9 protein-coding genes are annotated in these 16,698 nt (G+C 69.7%); 2 read left to right on the top strand and 7 right to left on the bottom strand.

What is annotated here, in order from left to right; translation table 11 throughout:
- Positions 1-2 precede the first annotated feature (2 nt).
- From ACFW5B_RS12110 to ACFW5B_RS12140, 7 genes are all read right to left on the bottom strand, one after another.
- On the bottom strand, positions 3-1,682 hold the full coding sequence (locus tag ACFW5B_RS12110; protein WP_386437194.1) for an N-6 DNA methylase: 1,680 nt from the start codon (positions 1,680-1,682) through the stop codon (positions 3-5).
- A gap of 531 nt (positions 1,683-2,213) precedes the next feature.
- Positions 2,214-4,490: a UvrD-helicase domain-containing protein gene (locus ACFW5B_RS12115; protein ID WP_386437197.1), complete on the bottom strand. Its 2,277-nt coding sequence runs from the start codon at positions 4,488-4,490 to the stop codon at positions 2,214-2,216.
- Complete coding sequence (locus tag ACFW5B_RS12120) at positions 4,487-11,335, bottom strand: DEAD/DEAH box helicase (RefSeq protein WP_386437200.1); 6,849 nt, start codon at positions 11,333-11,335, stop codon at positions 4,487-4,489. Before ACFW5B_RS12120 ends, ACFW5B_RS12115 begins: the two co-directional genes overlap by 4 nt.
- A gap of 86 nt (positions 11,336-11,421) precedes the next feature.
- A complete protein-coding gene (locus tag ACFW5B_RS12125) occupies positions 11,422-12,366 on the bottom strand; it encodes a hypothetical protein (protein WP_386437203.1) in 945 nt (314 codons plus the stop codon).
- Positions 12,367-12,420: 54 nt separating this feature from the next.
- Positions 12,421-13,599, bottom strand: coding sequence for a DUF3696 domain-containing protein (locus ACFW5B_RS12130; protein ID WP_386437206.1), 1,179 nt, complete (start codon positions 13,597-13,599; stop codon positions 12,421-12,423).
- Complete coding sequence (locus ACFW5B_RS12135; protein ID WP_386437209.1) at positions 13,592-14,881, bottom strand: DUF262 domain-containing protein; 1,290 nt, start codon at positions 14,879-14,881, stop codon at positions 13,592-13,594. The genes ACFW5B_RS12130 and ACFW5B_RS12135 overlap by 8 nt, the downstream gene beginning before the upstream one ends.
- Before the next feature lie 76 nt (positions 14,882-14,957).
- A complete protein-coding gene (locus tag ACFW5B_RS12140; protein ID WP_386437211.1) occupies positions 14,958-15,404 on the bottom strand; it encodes an ATP-binding protein in 447 nt (148 codons plus the stop codon).
- Positions 15,405-15,601: 197 nt separating this feature from the next.
- Between ACFW5B_RS12140 and ACFW5B_RS12145 the strand changes: the two genes are divergently transcribed.
- Positions 15,602-16,453: a helix-turn-helix domain-containing protein gene (locus tag ACFW5B_RS12145; RefSeq protein WP_386437214.1), complete on the top strand. Its 852-nt coding sequence runs from the start codon at positions 15,602-15,604 to the stop codon at positions 16,451-16,453.
- Positions 16,450-16,695 carry a DUF397 domain-containing protein gene (locus tag ACFW5B_RS12150; RefSeq protein WP_386437217.1) on the top strand — a complete coding sequence of 82 codons (246 nt, stop codon included), beginning with the start codon at positions 16,450-16,452 and terminating at the stop codon, positions 16,693-16,695. The genes ACFW5B_RS12145 and ACFW5B_RS12150 overlap by 4 nt, the downstream gene beginning before the upstream one ends.
- Positions 16,696-16,698: the final 3 nt, after the last annotated feature.

Consider the following 16,698-nt stretch of genomic DNA (forward strand, 5'->3'; position numbering starts at 1 on the left):
CCTTATTCAGTCGGGGTGCGCCTGCTTCGGATGGGGGTGAGGGCTCCGCTGCCCAGCCCGTCACGTGCCAGCGCGGCGGCCTCCTTGCTCAGTTCGGCCACCCGCCGTACGCGCTCCTCGAACTCCTGCAACGCCCGGAACGCCTCGCCATAGCGGCGCTGCTCGGCGATGTCCATCTGGGGAATGCGGGCACCCTTCGTATCGAACCGGAAGGTGCCGCTCGAACTGGTGGAGCGGCGCGTGTTCGCGGGGCTGCGCAGGAAGCCCCGAAGGAAGTCCGTGTCGAGCTGGTCGCTGGCGGAGGCCGGCTCGGGATCTCCGTGTTCCACAAGTCCGGCCCGCGCGAGGTCGGCGACGCTGACGGACGGGCCGTCCAGGGCGCCGCTGCCCTCCCCCTCGGTCAAGGGTGGCAGCAGCACGGCCAGCCGGCGGACCTGTTGCGTCAGCTCCTGCCGCAGGTGCTCGTATTCGGCGACGTAGTCACGATGCGACTCTCTGACGTAGCGACTCGGGGTGAGGTCCACGGCGTCGTCGAGCAGTTCGATCAACGGTACGTCCACCGTCTGATCGGGCCTCGGATCCAGTGAGCCGTCCGGCTCGTTGTCGGTCAGGTCCACCATGCGTACGCCGACCGCTTCGTCGCCGGGCGACTGCGGCCGGCGCAACTGCCACAGGTGCACTGGTAGCGCATGCGAGGCTGCACTGCCCGGTGGAAGGGAAACGACCTGTCTCAGCACGCCGCGTCGTACGAGCTCGGCGCGGATGCGGCGGCCCGCCTTGCGGTAGGCAACCGACGCGGGCATGACCATGAGCACACGGCCGCCCGGCGCGGTGTGCGCATAGGCGTGCTGCAACCAGGCGAGTTCGCCTTCGGCGCGGGACGGCGTGCCGTACTCCCAGCGGGAATCAAGGAGCAGTTCCTCCCGCCCCCAGTCACCGTCAGCGACCGGCGGATCGCAGACCACCAGGTCCGCCTTGACATCGGGCCAGTGGTCGTCACGGAGGGAGTCTCCCTCCACGATGTCGACTCGGCCGCGTCCCATGAGGTGGGCCCGCAGCTGCGCGAAGCGAGCGCTGCGTGCATCCAGCTCCTGGCCATAGCGGCGGGCTCCCTGTTCGGGCCCGACAGCCATGAGCAACGACCCGATACCGCACGCTGGATCGAATACGGTCACATCGTCTGGGGCATCTGCGGCGAAGTGCTGCACCGCGCGGACGATGCGCGGCGAGGTCACCAAGTCCGATCCCGCGCGGCGGACGGAGTCAGTGAAGCGTTCGGCGAGAACGCCGGCAGTCTCGCCTGCCGCTCCTTCCTCCGCCGCTGCGCGGAGCAGACGGACGGCGTCTGGCGGCAGCGCGCCGGGCACGCCCGGTGCCGGATCTGCCAGCAGTCGAGCCGCATCGACGAGTGCGCCCAGCATGTCGTCGCCGTAGGCTCCACGCAGCGCCTGCCACAGCTGCACGTCCTCCGAGAGGTCCTTCCCCTTACGTTGTTTGTTCAGCCACGCCTGCACATCGGCAAGAGCGAAGAGCGGGCTGCCCGCTCCGCCGCCGACGGGCGCCGGGAAGTCGCCGTACCTCCGTCTCCAGTTGGAGACCGCGGCACGCGTGACACCCGCGAGTCGGGCGATCTCGGAGCCGGTGACCAGCGTTCCGACCTGGAGAGCGGGCGCGTCTGACATGCACCCACCGTACACAGATGCACCCATCCATTCCAAGAGGCATCCCGTTGACGTCGTCAACGAATTCCAGGAACGGCACAGCGGCCGCTAGTCAGCCCACCCGGCGCCACGGAAGCGCCGGCACACCCCGCCCAGCGACCACCAGCCACGCATGACGAATCGTCAGGATCTGCGCCGTTCGTACGTCACACGTGCTTCACATGCATCGAGACACCGCATCCAACGTACGTGACACCCATCACGCACACTCGGAGAAACAGCAGGTCAGCGGCCCTTTTCAGCAGGCTCAAGGATCACAACGCACTCCACGTGATGCGTCATCGGAAAGACGTGGCGATTTGACCTCGGATCATAAATGAGCAGGACGGGAAGCAAGGGAGCATGTTCTTCACACGCTCTGGAGGACTCCGTGCGTCACAGATACGTCACGGCCACGCCGGTGGGTCAGAACCCGTGCCTCCCAAATGGCCTGACCGTACGCTGCGGCGTCAGACAGCAGCAAACACGTTCCAAGCTCATACGGCGTGCGATTCATTGGCCGCCTGCCCCCAGAGGGCGAAGGAACCGGCTGGGCTCACCGTTCCACGAAATGGTGAGTGCGTCCCGCGCCCTGGTGGCTGCGACGAACAGCAGGGAGCGGGCCCGCTGCAGTTCGCGCCGGTGGCGCAGTCGGTCGGTCCGTTCCCAGGCGTCCACAGCCGAGCGTGGGACCAGGCCCTCTGAAATGCCGGCGATGATCATGCATCGGTACTCAAGTCCCTTGAAGCGGTACATGGTGCCCACGTGCACCCCCTCGGCTCCGCGCGCCCCGTCACCAGTGATCTTCGTCGCCGTGATCCCGCGGCGGCCGAGCCGTGCCACGACCTCGTCGGCCTTCTCGTTCGTCGGCACACAGACCGCGACGGACTCGCGCGGAACGTCGTGCCACGCCTGCACTTGCTCCACCACGAGGTCGAGTTCGCCGTCCCAGCTGTCCGCACTTCGCAGGGACGGGCGTCCGCCGTGCAACACCGAGCGGTATCCGGCGAGGTCATCGGTGCTGCCGTCGAGATCGTCGAAGTCGGTACCTTCCAGGATGCCGATCGCGGTGCCCAGGATTTCTCGTGTGGTGCGATAGCTGAGCGTCAGCTTCGCCGAGCGCCCACGGATGTTGATGCCCAGACTCCCCAAGGTGACCTGGTTGTCGTAGATCCTCTGGTGTGTGTCGCCGACGAGGAAGAGGTCATTGGCCTCCTGCGGCACCATGGCCCGCAGCATCTTCCAGTGCGCGGCACCGAGATCTTGGGCCTCGTCCACGACGATGTGCCGGTAGCGGTAGCGCAGCCAGGCGCCGGTCCCCGACTCCGCATGGATATTGCCCGGCCCTCCGCGCTCCTCCTCCTGACGACGGCGCTCCTCGATCTTGCGTTGGCGTGCCATCTCCAGCTGGGCCGCGCGTTCGGCGATCTGACGGTGCGTCTCCAGCCCCTTGACGTCGAGTCGTTGGGTGAAGCGCTCGGCAAGCTGCCAGATCTCGGCCCGGTCGGGACGGGTCACGGTGCGGCCCCGCCCCGCCCGCCGGGCCCGGAAGTAGTCGGCTCGCGACGTCACGGCCTGGCCGAGGATGACCTGGTTCCACTCATCGCTGAGGAATTCGGCGTCCCATCGGCTCTCCCCGGCCTCTACGAGCAGTTGTCGCCACTCACGCAGCGCCTGTGTGTCATCGATCCTGCGCTTGGCGTTCCCCGGGTCGGCCTCACTGACCACACGCGTCGCCAACTGGTCGACATGGAGGATGTCGACGCGGGCGAGCGTCTGCGGTCCGCCGAGCGAGAGGAGGCGGGCGCGCAGATCGGCGGCGAGGTTCTTGTTGAAGGTGGTGAAGAGAACCGGCTTGTTGTGGCCGGGGGGCAGCTGGTCCACAAGGTGCTTCACCCGGTGCAGGGCAACGATCGTCTTGCCCGTTCCGGGGCCGCCGCCCACACGGGCAGGCCCCGAGTACGTGCGTCCCACCAGCCTCTCCTGGGTGGGGTGGAGAAAGACCTTCCACCGGCCGAAGTCGCCTTCCTCAAGGATGCTCTGCAGCGACTCGTCATCGGTGATCACCACGGCTTGCGTGCGGTCGGCCGCCGCTTGCCAGTCCTCGCCGCGGGCGTTCTCGGACGAATCCTCGGGCTCGACCGCGACCGGTGCGGTGACCTCGTCCATGACCTGCTGGTAGGGAACCCCGTCGCGCAGCCGCAGCAGCACCTCTCCGGTGTGCCGCGGGGCATACTCGGCGAGTCCGAGCAACTCGTCGTCCGTGGTGAGCTTGAGAACGATCGGGATCAGGGGCTCGGCGACGCCCAGGTCGGCCAGTTGCTTCGCGGTGTACGTGGCGAACAACGGTGTGCCGGGGGCAGCTTCCGAAGCGGAGTCAGCGGGGGCTGCTGCATGCGGCGTGGCGGCTTCCGAGCCCAGGACGCCGTCCTCCACGACCTGGAGGTCCACGTACTCGATCGCACCCGTGACCTGGTTGATGCCGTATGCGAGCCGATCAAGGTTGCGGTGGACGTGCCCGCGGTGTTTGACGGAGACGAGCAGCCAGTCGTTGCCGTCCAGCCGCACCAGCAACGCCCGGTATTCGCGGTTGACCCGAGCCGACCACAGCCGCTCGTGCCCCTTGAGCGGCTTGAGGTCAAAGCCCGGCGCCCCGGGATTTTTACGGAACTCGTGCTGGAATTTGTAGACCGCCCCGACGATCGCCCGGTCCAGCTTGACGATTTCCTTGTCCGCCTTGTCGAGCAGGCGGAGGGTCGCGCCCGCGGTCGGCGCGCCGGTGGTGGTCATCGGTCCTGCTCCTCGTCGTCGTTCACTGCCGGGCGGCCGTCTGCTCCGGCCGGCCGGGTCAGGGCGGCCGCAAGTTCCCGTGCGTCCCACTCCACCGCGGTCCGTACGGTCCATCCCGCTGCCGCGTAAGCACGATCGCGGTCCTGCGCTTCGGCCACCGCGGCTTCGTCCTCTTGCGCAGGGGCGAGAACGACACCGATGCGGTGGGTGGACCAGGCCAGTTCGGCGGGCCATGCGGCGTCACCGAGCTCGAATCCGGCTTCGGGAGCGGGCGCCGCCGACCGCATCAGTACGTCGACGAGTTCGGCGAGGCCGGGCTCCTCCACCAGGTAGTCGACGACCTCGTCCCAGGCTGGATCGCGCACGGCTCCCGTCGCCGCCTCGGGCAGTGGTACCTCGACGTGCGGCGACGGCTCGGCGGACGGTACGGCGGCCGTGGCGGCTTCGGTGGCCGGCCCTTCCGTATCGGGCTGCTGCGGCTGTCGCCGGGACTCCAGCCAGCCGGCCCCACCCGTCACGGCGAGCTCCAGCGGGTCGAAGCCCGGAAGTTGGCCGGCTGCCAGCTGAACGGCGTCGCCCTCGCCCTCGTTGAGGAACTGCAGCAGATTGGTCCAGTACAGCCATGCCTGCCAGCGCCGGCGGTGGGCGTTCTCGTCGCGGCCCAGCGCTTCCGGACTGTCGTCGAGCACGGTCAGGGCGGTCCACACCGCACCCGCCTGCCCCTTGCGCAGGTCGAGGGCGACCGTCAGCGGGCATCCGCTGCCGTCCTGAGTGGCCATGACCTGAACGGGACCCTGGCCGCCCGCGAGCCGCTTGCCTTCCAGTGCCTCGGCGATACGGTGCCCGATCTCGGGTCCGTCCGCGAGGGCCCGGCTGGTCGCGGAGACCGCGGCGAATCCTGCCAGCGCGCTCTGGGCACGCCGCCGCCACACCCCGTGGTCCGGGGTGGTCAGGTAACCGATCAGCGTCTCGACCGGATTCGTCCACACGAAGCGGTTCAGGTCACGCGGGTCGTCCCCGTGCAGGCGCCGGTGGATGTCCGACGCGGTCTTCTGCGCCGTGTTCTGGTACGGAACCCATACGGGGTCGGCGGGGGGCTTCGCCTCGCCGGTCCAGGCACGTACGTCGTCCCAGGTCAGCTGGAAGACCTGCCAGCCGTGCCCGGAGCGCAGCCGGGTCCGCTTGGCCGCATCGGACGCGATGCGGTTGTTGCTGGGACTTGCGTGGTAGCGGTAGCCGTCGAGGTAGACCGCCACCCGTTTCCGGTCGTCGTCGAGGCTGCGGAAGACCACGTCGGGCACGGTGAAGCCGAGGTCGCTCTGCGTCTCCATGCGCCAGCCGGTGACCGTGCCGTCGGGAGCAGTGAACCGGAGCGTCGTATCGCGTTCGCCGTCGGGCGTCTGCGCGGTACGCACGCTCACTTCGTCGACGCCTTCGGCCCACGCGAGGAGCCCTCGGCGGAACAGCGCTTCCAGCTCGCTCTCGACCTGCTGGACGAGGCTGATGTCCCCGGTCGTCCCGGCTTCCTCGATGCTCCAGGCGTCGCCGGTACGGCCGAGGAGTTCCCCGAGCATGTCGAGGGCGTGCTCCCGCGAGACCAGTGCGTACTCGCTGTCACCGACGTGCCGCAGCAGGCAGCGGTGACAGGCGGGCCGCTCCTCTCCGACGCACGGGCACCGCTCGATGACCTGGCGCGCCCGGGTCAGCACGTCGTGCAGCCCGTCGGGTCCCGCGAGCCGGTGGAGGTAGCCGGTTCCGCCGGGCAGGGAGTCGTACAGCACGAGGAAGTGCCTGCGGACGTCGCTGCCGGGCTCGGGCATCGAGTCGGTGACCACGGCCAGGTGGTCGGGGTCACCGCCGTAGCTCTGGGCGATGCCCGCGAGGAGCAGTGCCTTGAAGGAGGCCAGACGCTCCTCGGTGTGGGCGGTGACCGCCGGGATGAGGATGCGCAGCGCCTCGCTGTGCAGCTCATGGGCGAGCAGCAGTTTCACCCCCTGCTGCGCGGCTTTCGTCTCGCCGAGCCCTTCGCGCAGCCGGGGGCACCACGGGCGGTGGTACTTCGTGGCCCGGGTGGTCCCGAAGGCGTCCTGCTGTCCGGTGTGCGCGGCCGCGGGCCCACCGTCGGGGTCGGCGAAGCCACAGGAGTCGCAGACCCAGAAGGGGTTGAGCCGCACCTGGCGTCCCGCGAAGGCGTCCTCAGCCCCGGTTTCCACGCGGGAGGCGCCGACGTTGAGGTGCCGGATCACGGCGCGCCGGGTGAACTCCCAGCCGAAGGTGGCTCTCGTGTGCTTCCACCCCGCCTCGACATGCTCTTGCGGGATGTCCACGGCGGGAACGACGGTGTAGTGGCGCCGCTCCCGCTCGTCCGTGTCGTCACGCACCCGGATGTCGTCCCGCTGGTCGCGGGCCATCACGCGGTGGGGCACCAGCACCTTGTGCAGGCAGCCCACATCGCCGATGGCCGGGGACAGGCAGCGCGGGCAGGCGGCGGAGTCCTGCCGTGCCTGCTGCGTGCGGATGTGCCCGCAGTCGGGGCAGACACGCCACCACCGCCACGCCGGGCGGTTCGGGCTGCCGATGTCGAGCCCGGTGATGCGGTGCTTGTAGCCCTGTACGTAGTAGTGGTTGCCGGGCGCGAAGTCGGCCAGGGCCAGGCGCGCCGAACGCTCATACCTCAGAACCTTGCTGTGGTGCTCGGGTTGTCCGTCCTTGCCGTCCTCCCGCCAGGTGAGGGTGGCTTCGAGCTCGGTCGCCGAGTCGACGAGGCTGTAGTTGGGCAGCAGTCCGAGGTCGACGAGCGCGCCGTGCGCGGTGCTGCGGCTGATCTCACCCGCGTGCCGGGAGACGGCTCGCCGTTCGGCCCGCAGCTCCCTGCCCTGCCGCTCGTGGTCCGGGTCACCGGCCACCAGGGCCTTCAGCGCCGCGTCGATCGACGTGATCCGGTGCTGCATCTCGTCGCGCCGGTCCTCCCACTGGGCGCGGGCCTCGCCCAGGGCCTCGGCGAGCCCTCCGGTGGCGTAGGTCCGCAGCTCCTCGGCCGCCTGCGGGCTGACACCGGTGCCCTTGGCCTCGTCGTACGGCGGGAACAGCTGCAGGAAGGCGTCGGCGAGGCGGGGGCCGGCACCCAGTGCGGCCTGCTGGAATTCGGGCAGCCAGGCCGCCGGACCGAACAGCTCGGTGGCCAGGCGGGGCATCGGGAAGAGTGGGTCCCCGGCGGCGTCCGCCACGGGCAGCCGTCCGGCGCCGGCAAGATCGAGAAGGTGCGCGAGGTACTGACGACGAAGGATCTCGCTCGCGGAGAGGAAGCAACCGGGCGGCTGGATGTCCCCGGCGATCATCTGACGGGGGTCGTCCAGGTAGTAGCGGTCCCTGGGGCCCCGGTCAACCATGGTCAGCAGATAGGCGTTGCCGGTGGCACGGCCGGCCCGGCCCACCCGCTGCACGTAATTGGCGGGACCCTTGGGCAGGGAGGCGAGCACCACGGCCGACAGGTCACCGATGTCGATGCCGAGTTCCAGCGTGGGGGTGCAGGACAGCACCTGCGGGTTGGCGTAGTGCACCTGGACGCCCGCGCGGAACGCCTTCTCCACCGCTTCACGCTTGGGACGGCTGAGGGTGCCGGTGTGCTCGGCGGTGTTGATGGTGAAGACGCCCGCCTCGCGGTACATCCGCCGGTAGAAGTCCTGGGTGAAGTCCCGGCGCCGTACGCCGCTCTCCAGGTCCTGGCCGGTGCGCAGCAGGCCGCCGCAGCGGTAACGGGGGCACGGCTGACCGTGCCACTGGTCGGCCAGGGCGGGGTGGACGGTCTGTTCCCAGGAGCAGACCGGGCAGTGCGCGGAGGCGTCGGCCACCTGGTCGTCGGCCAGCTTGCGCACGTGTACGTGGCCGGGCTGGAGGCCGTAGACGCGGGTGGCCCCGTCCTTGGCGGTACGGGCGGACAGTACGCCCGCTTCGACGAGCGCGGGCAGCAGCCGCACGAGGAAGGCGTTGGCGGCGTCGGGACGCAGGCCGAGGCTCCGTCTGGTCCAGTCCTGGTACCAGCCGAGGCGGCCGGTGACCACGTCGAAGTCGTCGCTGCCCTGCTTGGGGCTGCCGAGCAGGAACGCCGGGGCGGACACGCCGGGCGGGAATGCCGACATTCCCGTCTTGCGCCCGCCCCACACAAGCCAGCGCCGCACGCCCGCCTCGTTCAGCCAGCCGTCGAGCCAGGCGTGCCGGATGGCGCCGCGCGTCCGCAGTCGTTCCAGGAGGCCGCGCACGTACCCGATCCAGCGGTCCGGGCCGGGCAGCGAGCCGTCCGGCAGCTCGATGTCCCCGGGGGTGGTGTGCAGGAGTTCCCGGACGATCTCGGCGACCCCGTCCGGGTCCTGGAGCGGGACGTCCGCGGAGACGGTGCGCGTCAGCTCCAGGGTGCGGCCCTGCCGGGACCGCAGCCCGAACTCCAGGACCGCGGCGAAGGCGAGGCGCTGGGCGATGAGTTCCCAGGTGGCGCGGGAACCGTGGCTGCGCCCGGACAGCAGGGTGTCGACGCCGCGCACCACGTGCAGGTCGGGCGGGATCACCGCGGCCTGGACGGCCTTGCTGTCCACGACATCCGCGATCAGGTCGGCGGCCAGGTCGCTCAGCGCGACCGGCTCGTCCTCGTCGATGCGGCTGGCGAGCAGGGCGCGCAGAGAGAAGGTGTACGAGCGACTGGCGACGTACCCGGCGCGGTGGGCGGCGTCCTGGACGGAGTCGTTGAAGAGGAGGGTCTTGTCCTCTTTGAGGTTCTTGTCCAGCTCGCCGCCCGTGAACAGCTGGGTGATGGAGGCGGCGGCGAGTGCGGCGAGCCCGGTACCGAGGTAGCGAATGGCGTTGAAGGTGCGGCAGGCCGGGCACTGGTCGCCGCGCGCCGCCCGGTCGTCGCCGAGGTCCGCCCAGACGAACGCCGCATCGTGCAACGGCTTGGCGAGGTGCCGGCCATCGTCGTCACGCGGCGCATCGAAGTCCGTCTCGCGCGACAGCGGCCGCACCCGCCCGGTCAGCCCGTCGAGCACCATCACGGTCGGTCCGCTGCGCTGCTTCTCGGCCACGAAGGCCGCCTCGTACGCCTGTTGCGGGGTGGCCGCGATCATGTTGCGGACCCGGCTCTTGTCGCGGCCGACGGACGCCCGGCGGATCTTCGTGGCGTTCATGTCGAGTTCTGCCGGGTCCGCCTCCGGGGAAAGCGCCGCCCAGCCGGAACGTCCGCACTCCCGGCAGAAGACAGCGGGCAGGAACACCTGCGCGGGCGGGGGCGCGCTGTCTCCCGAGGGAGTGGGCGAACCCTGATCCTCCCCGGGAGCAGGGGAGTGGGCCGCACGGCGACCCGCCGTACGGGCGGCCAGTCTGCCGCCCGTGGCGACCCGCTCGTCGTCCCAGCGGAACTCGGCCCGCGCCGCGCTGATGCCGCGCAGCACCCGGGAGACCGAGCGCACCCAGTGGTGCACCTCGATCGACAGGAGCGGGCGAGTGGGGTGCTCCGGGTCGCGGGCCGTCGAGAGGAGGGCGATGTAGCGCGCGAGGGCCTGGGCGGCGACGGCGGGGTTCTGCTGGACGGCAACGCCCCAGTGGTAGGCGTAGCGCGGCAGGACGTCCATGATCTCGGCCATGGTGCGCGGGCGGCCGTCGAGGATCTCCAGGACGGCTGCGGTCAGCCGGTGGCGGCGCAGCTGTCTGCCGAGCTGGGCCGCGTCCAGGCCCGTCTTGTCGGTGAAAGCGGCGGCCAGCCGGTCCAGCGCTTCGGGGCCCTGGGTGGGATCGTCGAGGGCCCCCACCTCGTAGGGGGAAGGGAATGGCAGCCTGAAGTCGCTGACTCCCGCGAAGTCCTGGGCACTGCGCCGGTCCTCCCCCACCACGGCATCCGGCGGGAAGGGCACGCCGAACACCTGCTCCGCCACATCCAGCATCGCCCCGCCCGCAGCGCCCTCGGAGTTACCTGCAGTGCCCTCGGACTCATCGGAGCCCTCGCCCAGGGTGGCCGAGGTCGCGACCGGACAGACCGGACCGAGCGGCCGGCCCGGCGCGTCCAGGCCGGCGACGGCGCCGAGCCGGCGCAGCAGCATGGCCACGTCCGTGCCCTGCGCTCCGTCGTAGGTGTGGAACTCGTCCAGGACGACGTAGGCGAGCGCGGAGCCGCCCGGCTCCTGCCACAGCCGCTGGTCCTCGGGCCGCTGGAGCATCAGGTCCAGCATCTTGTAGTTGGTGATCAGGATGTCGGGCCGGGTACGGCGGATCTCGTCCCGGTCGACCGCGACGCGCGGATTGGCCTGCTTGAACTCCTTGGACGCCTTGTCGCCGATGTAGAGCCCGGCACGTACACCGGCGTCCCTGAGCCGGGCGTCCCGGGGGTTGTCGAGGTAGTTGTTGATGCGGTGGGCCTGGTCGGTGGCGAGCGCGTTCATCGGGTAGAGGAGGACGGCCTTGACGCCTTCCCTGCCGGCCTGGCGCTCCCGACGGCAGTGGTCGAGGACGGGCACGAGGAACGACTCGGTCTTCCCGGACCCCGTACCGGTGGTCACGAGGGTGGGCCGGGCCGGGCCGTGCAAGGTGGAGAGGCGTTCCCAGGCCCGTTCCTGGTGGCGGTAGGGGGTGGTGAAGCCCTTGGTCCGCGGCCACCAGGTGAGATGCCGCTGCCAGTCGTCGTTCTCAGCCGAGCGGAAGGGCGTGCGGATCCGCAGGTACGGGCCGCGGAAGATGCCGTCGTCGGCGTCACCGAGGAACTGTTCCAGGGCCCTGCGGGTGCCCTCGTCCGCCAGTGCGTACGTCGTCGACAGGTACTGGCTCAGGCTGTCGCGTACCTGCTCGGCGGCGAGGGTCGGTCGCACGCGTGGTCCTCCTGATGATGCGTCTCGTGTGGGCCCGTCATGGGCCACGCCCTACGGTAATCGCGCTGTGGCCGTATGTGGCCCGGTCAGACGCCGAGCTTGCGTCCCACGTGGGCCACGCGCACGGCCTTGTTCGCGCGGACGACCCGGAAGTACACCCTGCCGGGTCCCGGGGTGAAGCGGGCGTGCGTGTCAAACATCCGCAGCTGACCGTCGAGGTCCGTGAACAGGCAGAACTCACGCGCCCGCTGCTGGTGCTCACCCGTCACCCAGGAGTGCCACTGCGGCCCCTCGGGCTCGCTGCCCGGGTCCCAGGAGGCCACCGCCTGATCGAGTTCGGCCAGCCGACTCCCTGCGGGACGGACCCAGGCCGGCGACAGGCCCCGGAGCTGCTGTTCCACCCCGGGCAGGAACTCCAGGTGGGGGAAGTGGGCGGCGCGCCCCTCCCACAGCTCGGCACCACGCGTCACCGCGTCGAGGCCGCCCCTGCGCACCGCTTCGACGCCCTGCCTGATCCAGGCTCCGTGCGTCTCACAGTGGACGGAGGACGACAGGTGGCGCACCCCCACCTCATCGGTCTCCGAGCAGTCTTCACCACCCGCGCCTTCCACCAGGCGCTCGCGCTCCACCAGCACGTGGTCGTCGGTCCAGCAGGGCTCCACCGGTAACGACACTCCGAGGCCGTCCATCAGGTGCGCGGCACCGAGCCCATCCGCCGGTTGGCCGCGGTGCCGGTACTCGATGTCGTAGAAGCCCTCGCCTTCCGGATACACCGCCCGGTGCGGCCATTTGCTCTGCATCAGCAACAGCCGACGCCACATCTCCCTGTTCTTCCCCGACCACTTGCCGACCGACTGTCCCTTCGCTATCTGGAGTCCGGTGATCGGCTCACGTCCGACGAGGACAGTGCCCGCACGATCCGCCTTGACCACCGCGAGTACCGCCCGGGCCAGTTCCGTCATGGCCCGCTCGGCGCGCGCCGGCTCGCAGTCGGTGTCGCAGGAGATCTCATTCAGGAACAGCAGCGGCACACTTCCCCCTCGGTGATGTCGTACGCGCCCGTCGACCGGCCCCCGGCCCGCGTGTCAGGTCAGCAGCTCGTCGAGCGTGTTCTCCAGCTCGTCGAAGAACCCCTCGGGCCACTGGTCGAGCAGTCCGTCACGGTCGATGCGGGGGCTGGCCACTTCGCTGCCCGTGGTGCCGCCCCGGAAGTAGTGGAGAACGGCACCGTCCGGGGCCAGCACCCCACGCTTGACGGCGAGCCGCACCCCGTTGAGCACGTGATCGCTGTGCGTCTCGACGACCAGCTGCGCCCCTTGCGCCGCCGCCCCCGCGACGAGAGCGGCCATCCGGGTCTGGCCGCGCGGGTGCAGATGCGCCTCGGGGTTCTCCAGGAGGACCAGCGATCCGGGCCGCGCCGTCAGACAGGCCACGACGATCGGCAGGGCGTAGGTGAGGCCGAAACCGACGTTCGTGGGGCGCCGCCGGGTGCCGCGTGGGCCGTCGAAGCCGTACGAGAGGCGCACCGAGTCGGTGCCGTCGATGGCCGCTGCCTGGAGGTCCACTCCCGGGCACAACTCCCCCATCCACGCCGCCGCCTGGTCGAGCAGCCGAGACGATGCGGCGCGCGGGTGACGCAGCGGCCCTTCCGGGACCTCGTCCCTGGCGTGATGGCGCAAAAAGTTGACGGTGTGTTCGCCACGCACACCGAGGAATCCTCGCCCGATGGCCGCGTGGTGGTCGCGCGGATAGAACTCCGCGGGCGAGATGCGGTCGGCGTGCAGGTATTGGAAGCCGGCGGTGAAGTATGCGGGGACGACGGCGGCGGCACCCAAGGGAGGCTTCCCGCCCTCACTGATCAGCGGGATGTCCACACCGGCCAACGGCAGCAGGTTCTGCTCCGCCGCGTAGGCCACGGTCCAGGAATAGCGGTACGCGCTCTCGCTCACCGCGAGCGTGATCTCCGCCTTGTCGCCGACGAAGTCCTCGTGCAGGACGTCTCGGCCGGTGCCCAGCGAGACGAGTTCCCCGTTGAGGAGGAAGCCGCAGTCGGTGGCGGTGACAGCGCCGGATCCGGCCTCTTCCACCAGGTCCCGTACGTCATCGAAGTCGCCGGCCATGTAGGACTGCTGAAGCAGCCCCAGTGCCTGCAGGACACTGCTCTTGCCGGAGGAGTTGAGACCGGTCAGCAGGGTGAGAGGACCGAGTTTCAGGTCCATGTGCTGGAACGCCTTGAAGTTCGTCAGCGTCAGCTGGTCAAGCACCGTCCACTACCCCCCGGAAAAGCTCCGCCATCGCGGTGAACCTCGTGCGCACCTTCTTTGTGTCGCCGGTGGCGACGGAGATGGCACGGTCGAAGTCCCAGTCCTTCATCAGCCCGAAGAACCCTTCGAGCACCCTGTCACGCGACGCTACCAGCGACTCACGCTCGCGATCATCCAAGATGGCAAGATTGACGGCGACCGTTTCGAACAGCGCTTTGTTGATGGGCGACTTGCCCTTGCCGCCCCGCCATTTACGGAACGCGTGATCGCCGAAAACGTCCGCCGCGCACCGCATGGCCCGGCGGAACTCCAGGGCCACTGCGTCCCGTTGCTCCGCGCTCAGCCGGTTCACGAGGTGCATACCGTCGATGAGGAACTGGTCGAAGTCCCGCTGTGTGTGCTGGGCGGGGTCGGTCAGCCGGAACGCCAGGAAGCGCAGCACCATCTCCCGGTCGGCCATCCGCTCGTTGGAGACACTGTTTCCGGTGGCCTCACCGAAGGCCGGGTCCTCGGCGAGGTCGGCGAGGTAGCCACGCACCGGCCCGTCGATCAGGGCATGCCGGATCTCCTGCGGCTTGAGCGGCATCCCTCCGGTGTTGATCCGTGCGAAGACATTGAACTTCACGGCCTCCGGCGTGCCTTGCTGGATGATGTGCACGACGAGCTGGGTCTCGCGCAACCTGATCTTCAGCCGCCCCGTCAGGTCCTGATAACCGTCGCCGTGGAAGTCCCGGAGGTAGTCGAGCCCGCGCAGCCTCAGTGGCGACATGTCCACCGTCTCCGGCTCCATGAACCGGGCGATCGCCGTGAGGCGCTGAATGCCGTCGACCACGGCCCAGTTGTCCTCCTCGTCCTGCGCCATGTGGAAGGACGAGATGGGGATGCGCAGCAGCAGCGATTCGATGAGACGGCTCTGCTGTACGTCGCTCCAGATACCGGCCCGGCGCTGGAAGTCGGGGGCGAGGTCGATCATCTCCTCCCGCAGCCGGGAGAGGAGAAGATCGACGGTGGTCGTCTGTGTCTCGATCTTGATGTTCTCGGGCCGGAAGGGCGCGGAGATCTCGCCCGGATCGCGTGCCTCGCCCTCCTCGTCGACGAGCTGCTCCAGCTCCACACCGGTCGGCAGCCCGTCATACCCGACCTCGACGGGTCCGTGCAGCGAAGGGAAGAGCCCGGGCTGGAGCTGCTCGGCGTCCTCCGGCGGGAACTGGTAGCGCTGATACCCGACGGCCCGCCCGCGCCCGGACCCGCGTCCGCTGCCACTCTCCTCAAGCCCCGTCATGACTACCCGTCACCCTCACTCGTCCGCCACTGATGACCTTGGTCCACGGCCAGCCTATAGACGGCGGACGGGCTCGTCAGTGCGGCAGGTCCAGCTCGGCACGGACCGTCTTCCCGACGGGCAGGCGGTCGAGCACTGCCCACCGGTCGGCCAGCACCTCGACGAGCAGCAGCCCCCGCCCGCCGTCCGCTCCGGCAGCCGGGACGACGCTTCCCCCCGGCCCCTCAGGGCGACGCTCTCCGCTCGCGTCCGCCACATCGATCCGCAGGGTTTCCGCATCGAGGGTGAGCCGCACCTCGAAGTCGCGGCCGGGAACGCGGCCGTGAGTGATGGCGTTGGTGGCGAGCTCGGCGACGAGCAGCGCGGCGGTGTCCGAGGCGTCGGAGCCGTACGGGATACCCCAGACATCCAGCCGATGCAGGGCGAGGTGGCGGGCGAGGCGGGCGCCGCGCGGAGTGGAGCTGAAACGCTGCGCGAACACACGTACGGTGACTGGGCCGTGGGGGGCAGTGCTTGGCGTCATGGCCGCCAATCTGGCCACCGGCGACTTCACGCACCAGGTCAGCGACCCGCACTCTGCGTCAGAGTACGAGTACGGACGGTGGACACGGCCGGCAACTGACCGTAACCATGGCCGAGTGGGACGTGAGTGGCGGGGCATGAATGGGGTCTCCCCTGCTCGAACGGAGTCGAGAGCTTGGGGAAGGGCGGTGTCCTCGCATGACGGACGGTACGGGCGGGGTGCCAGGCGGCGGTGAGCCGGAAGTCTCGGACAGCCTGAAGACGTTCGGCGAGGTCTTCAAGGCCTTCCGCAAACGGGCCGGCCTGACCCAGGAGGAGTTCGCCGAGCGGGTCCCGTACTCGGTCCAGACGGTCGCCAAGATCGAGCAGGGCCGCCGTTTTCCGCAGCCGGACTTCGTGGAGCGGGCGGAGGAGGTCCTGGACGCGTTCGGGGCGCTGCGGGGTGCGGCCCGGCATCTGTCGCGGCAGCCGGGGCTGGCGAGTTGGTTCCGGCAGTGGGCGAAGTTCGAGGCGGAGGCGGTGAGCCTCTACACCTACGAATGCCGGGTGGTGCCGGGCCTGTTACAGACGAAAGCGTACGCGCGGGCGGTGTCGTTCAGCGTGCCGCCGCTGCCGGACGAGGAAGCGCTGAGCGAGCGGATCGCGGCACGGCTCGCCCGCCAGGACCTGCTGGCCACGAACCGAAAACCGCCGACGGCGTTCAGCTTCATCGTGGAGCAGGCGGTACTTGAGCGGCACACGGGTGGAACGGACGTGACGCGGGAGCTGTACGACCACCTGGTGGGTGTCGTTGAACGGCACTGGAACGTGGAGTTCCAGCTGATGCCGCTGCGGCAGCCGGTGCATGCGGGGTTGGACGGGCCGCTGAGGCTGGCCGAAACGGCCGACAACTGCTGGTTCGGCTACTCGGAAGGCCAGGAGAACGGTCGCCTCATCACTGACGCGAAAGAGATCAGCCTTCTCCACCAGCGCTATGCCAAGATGCGCTCACAGGCTCTGACCCCCGAGGACTCCCTGGGCCTGCTGAAGCGGATGCGAGGAGCGCTATGAGCACGTCCGAACTGGCCTGGTTCAAGAGCAGTTACAGCGGCTCGCAGGGTGACGACTGTGTCGAGGTGGCGATGTCCTGGCGGAAGTCCACCTATAGCAGCGGCAGCGAAGGCGACTGCGTCGAGGTGGCGACCTGCCCCACCACTGTCCACGTACGAGACTCCAAGCTGCGGCAGAGCCCGGAGATTGCCGTGGCTCCCGGGGCATGGCAACGCTTCGTCTCGTACGCGACGCGAGGCTGACGA

This window comes from Streptomyces sp. NPDC058773 (assembly GCF_042746015.1).
Taxonomy (GTDB): Bacteria; Actinomycetota; Actinomycetes; order Streptomycetales; family Streptomycetaceae; genus Streptomyces.

Excerpts from the sequence above, each read along its gene's own strand:
- ACFW5B_RS12110 (WP_386437194.1), bottom strand. The coding sequence starts at position 1,682 with ATGTCAGACGCGCCCGCTCTCCAGGTCGGAACGCTGGTCACCGGCTCC.
- ACFW5B_RS12115 (WP_386437197.1), bottom strand. The coding sequence starts at position 4,490 with ATGACCACCACCGGCGCGCCGACCGCGGGCGCGACCCTCCGCCTGCTC.
- ACFW5B_RS12135 (WP_386437209.1), bottom strand. The coding sequence starts at position 14,881 with ATGACGGGGCTTGAGGAGAGTGGCAGCGGACGCGGGTCCGGGCGCGGG.
- ACFW5B_RS12140 (WP_386437211.1), bottom strand. The coding sequence starts at position 15,404 with ATGACGCCAAGCACTGCCCCCCACGGCCCAGTCACCGTACGTGTGTTC.
- ACFW5B_RS12145 (WP_386437214.1), top strand. The coding sequence starts at position 15,602 with ATGACGGACGGTACGGGCGGGGTGCCAGGCGGCGGTGAGCCGGAAGTC.
- ACFW5B_RS12150 (WP_386437217.1), top strand. The coding sequence starts at position 16,450 with ATGAGCACGTCCGAACTGGCCTGGTTCAAGAGCAGTTACAGCGGCTCG.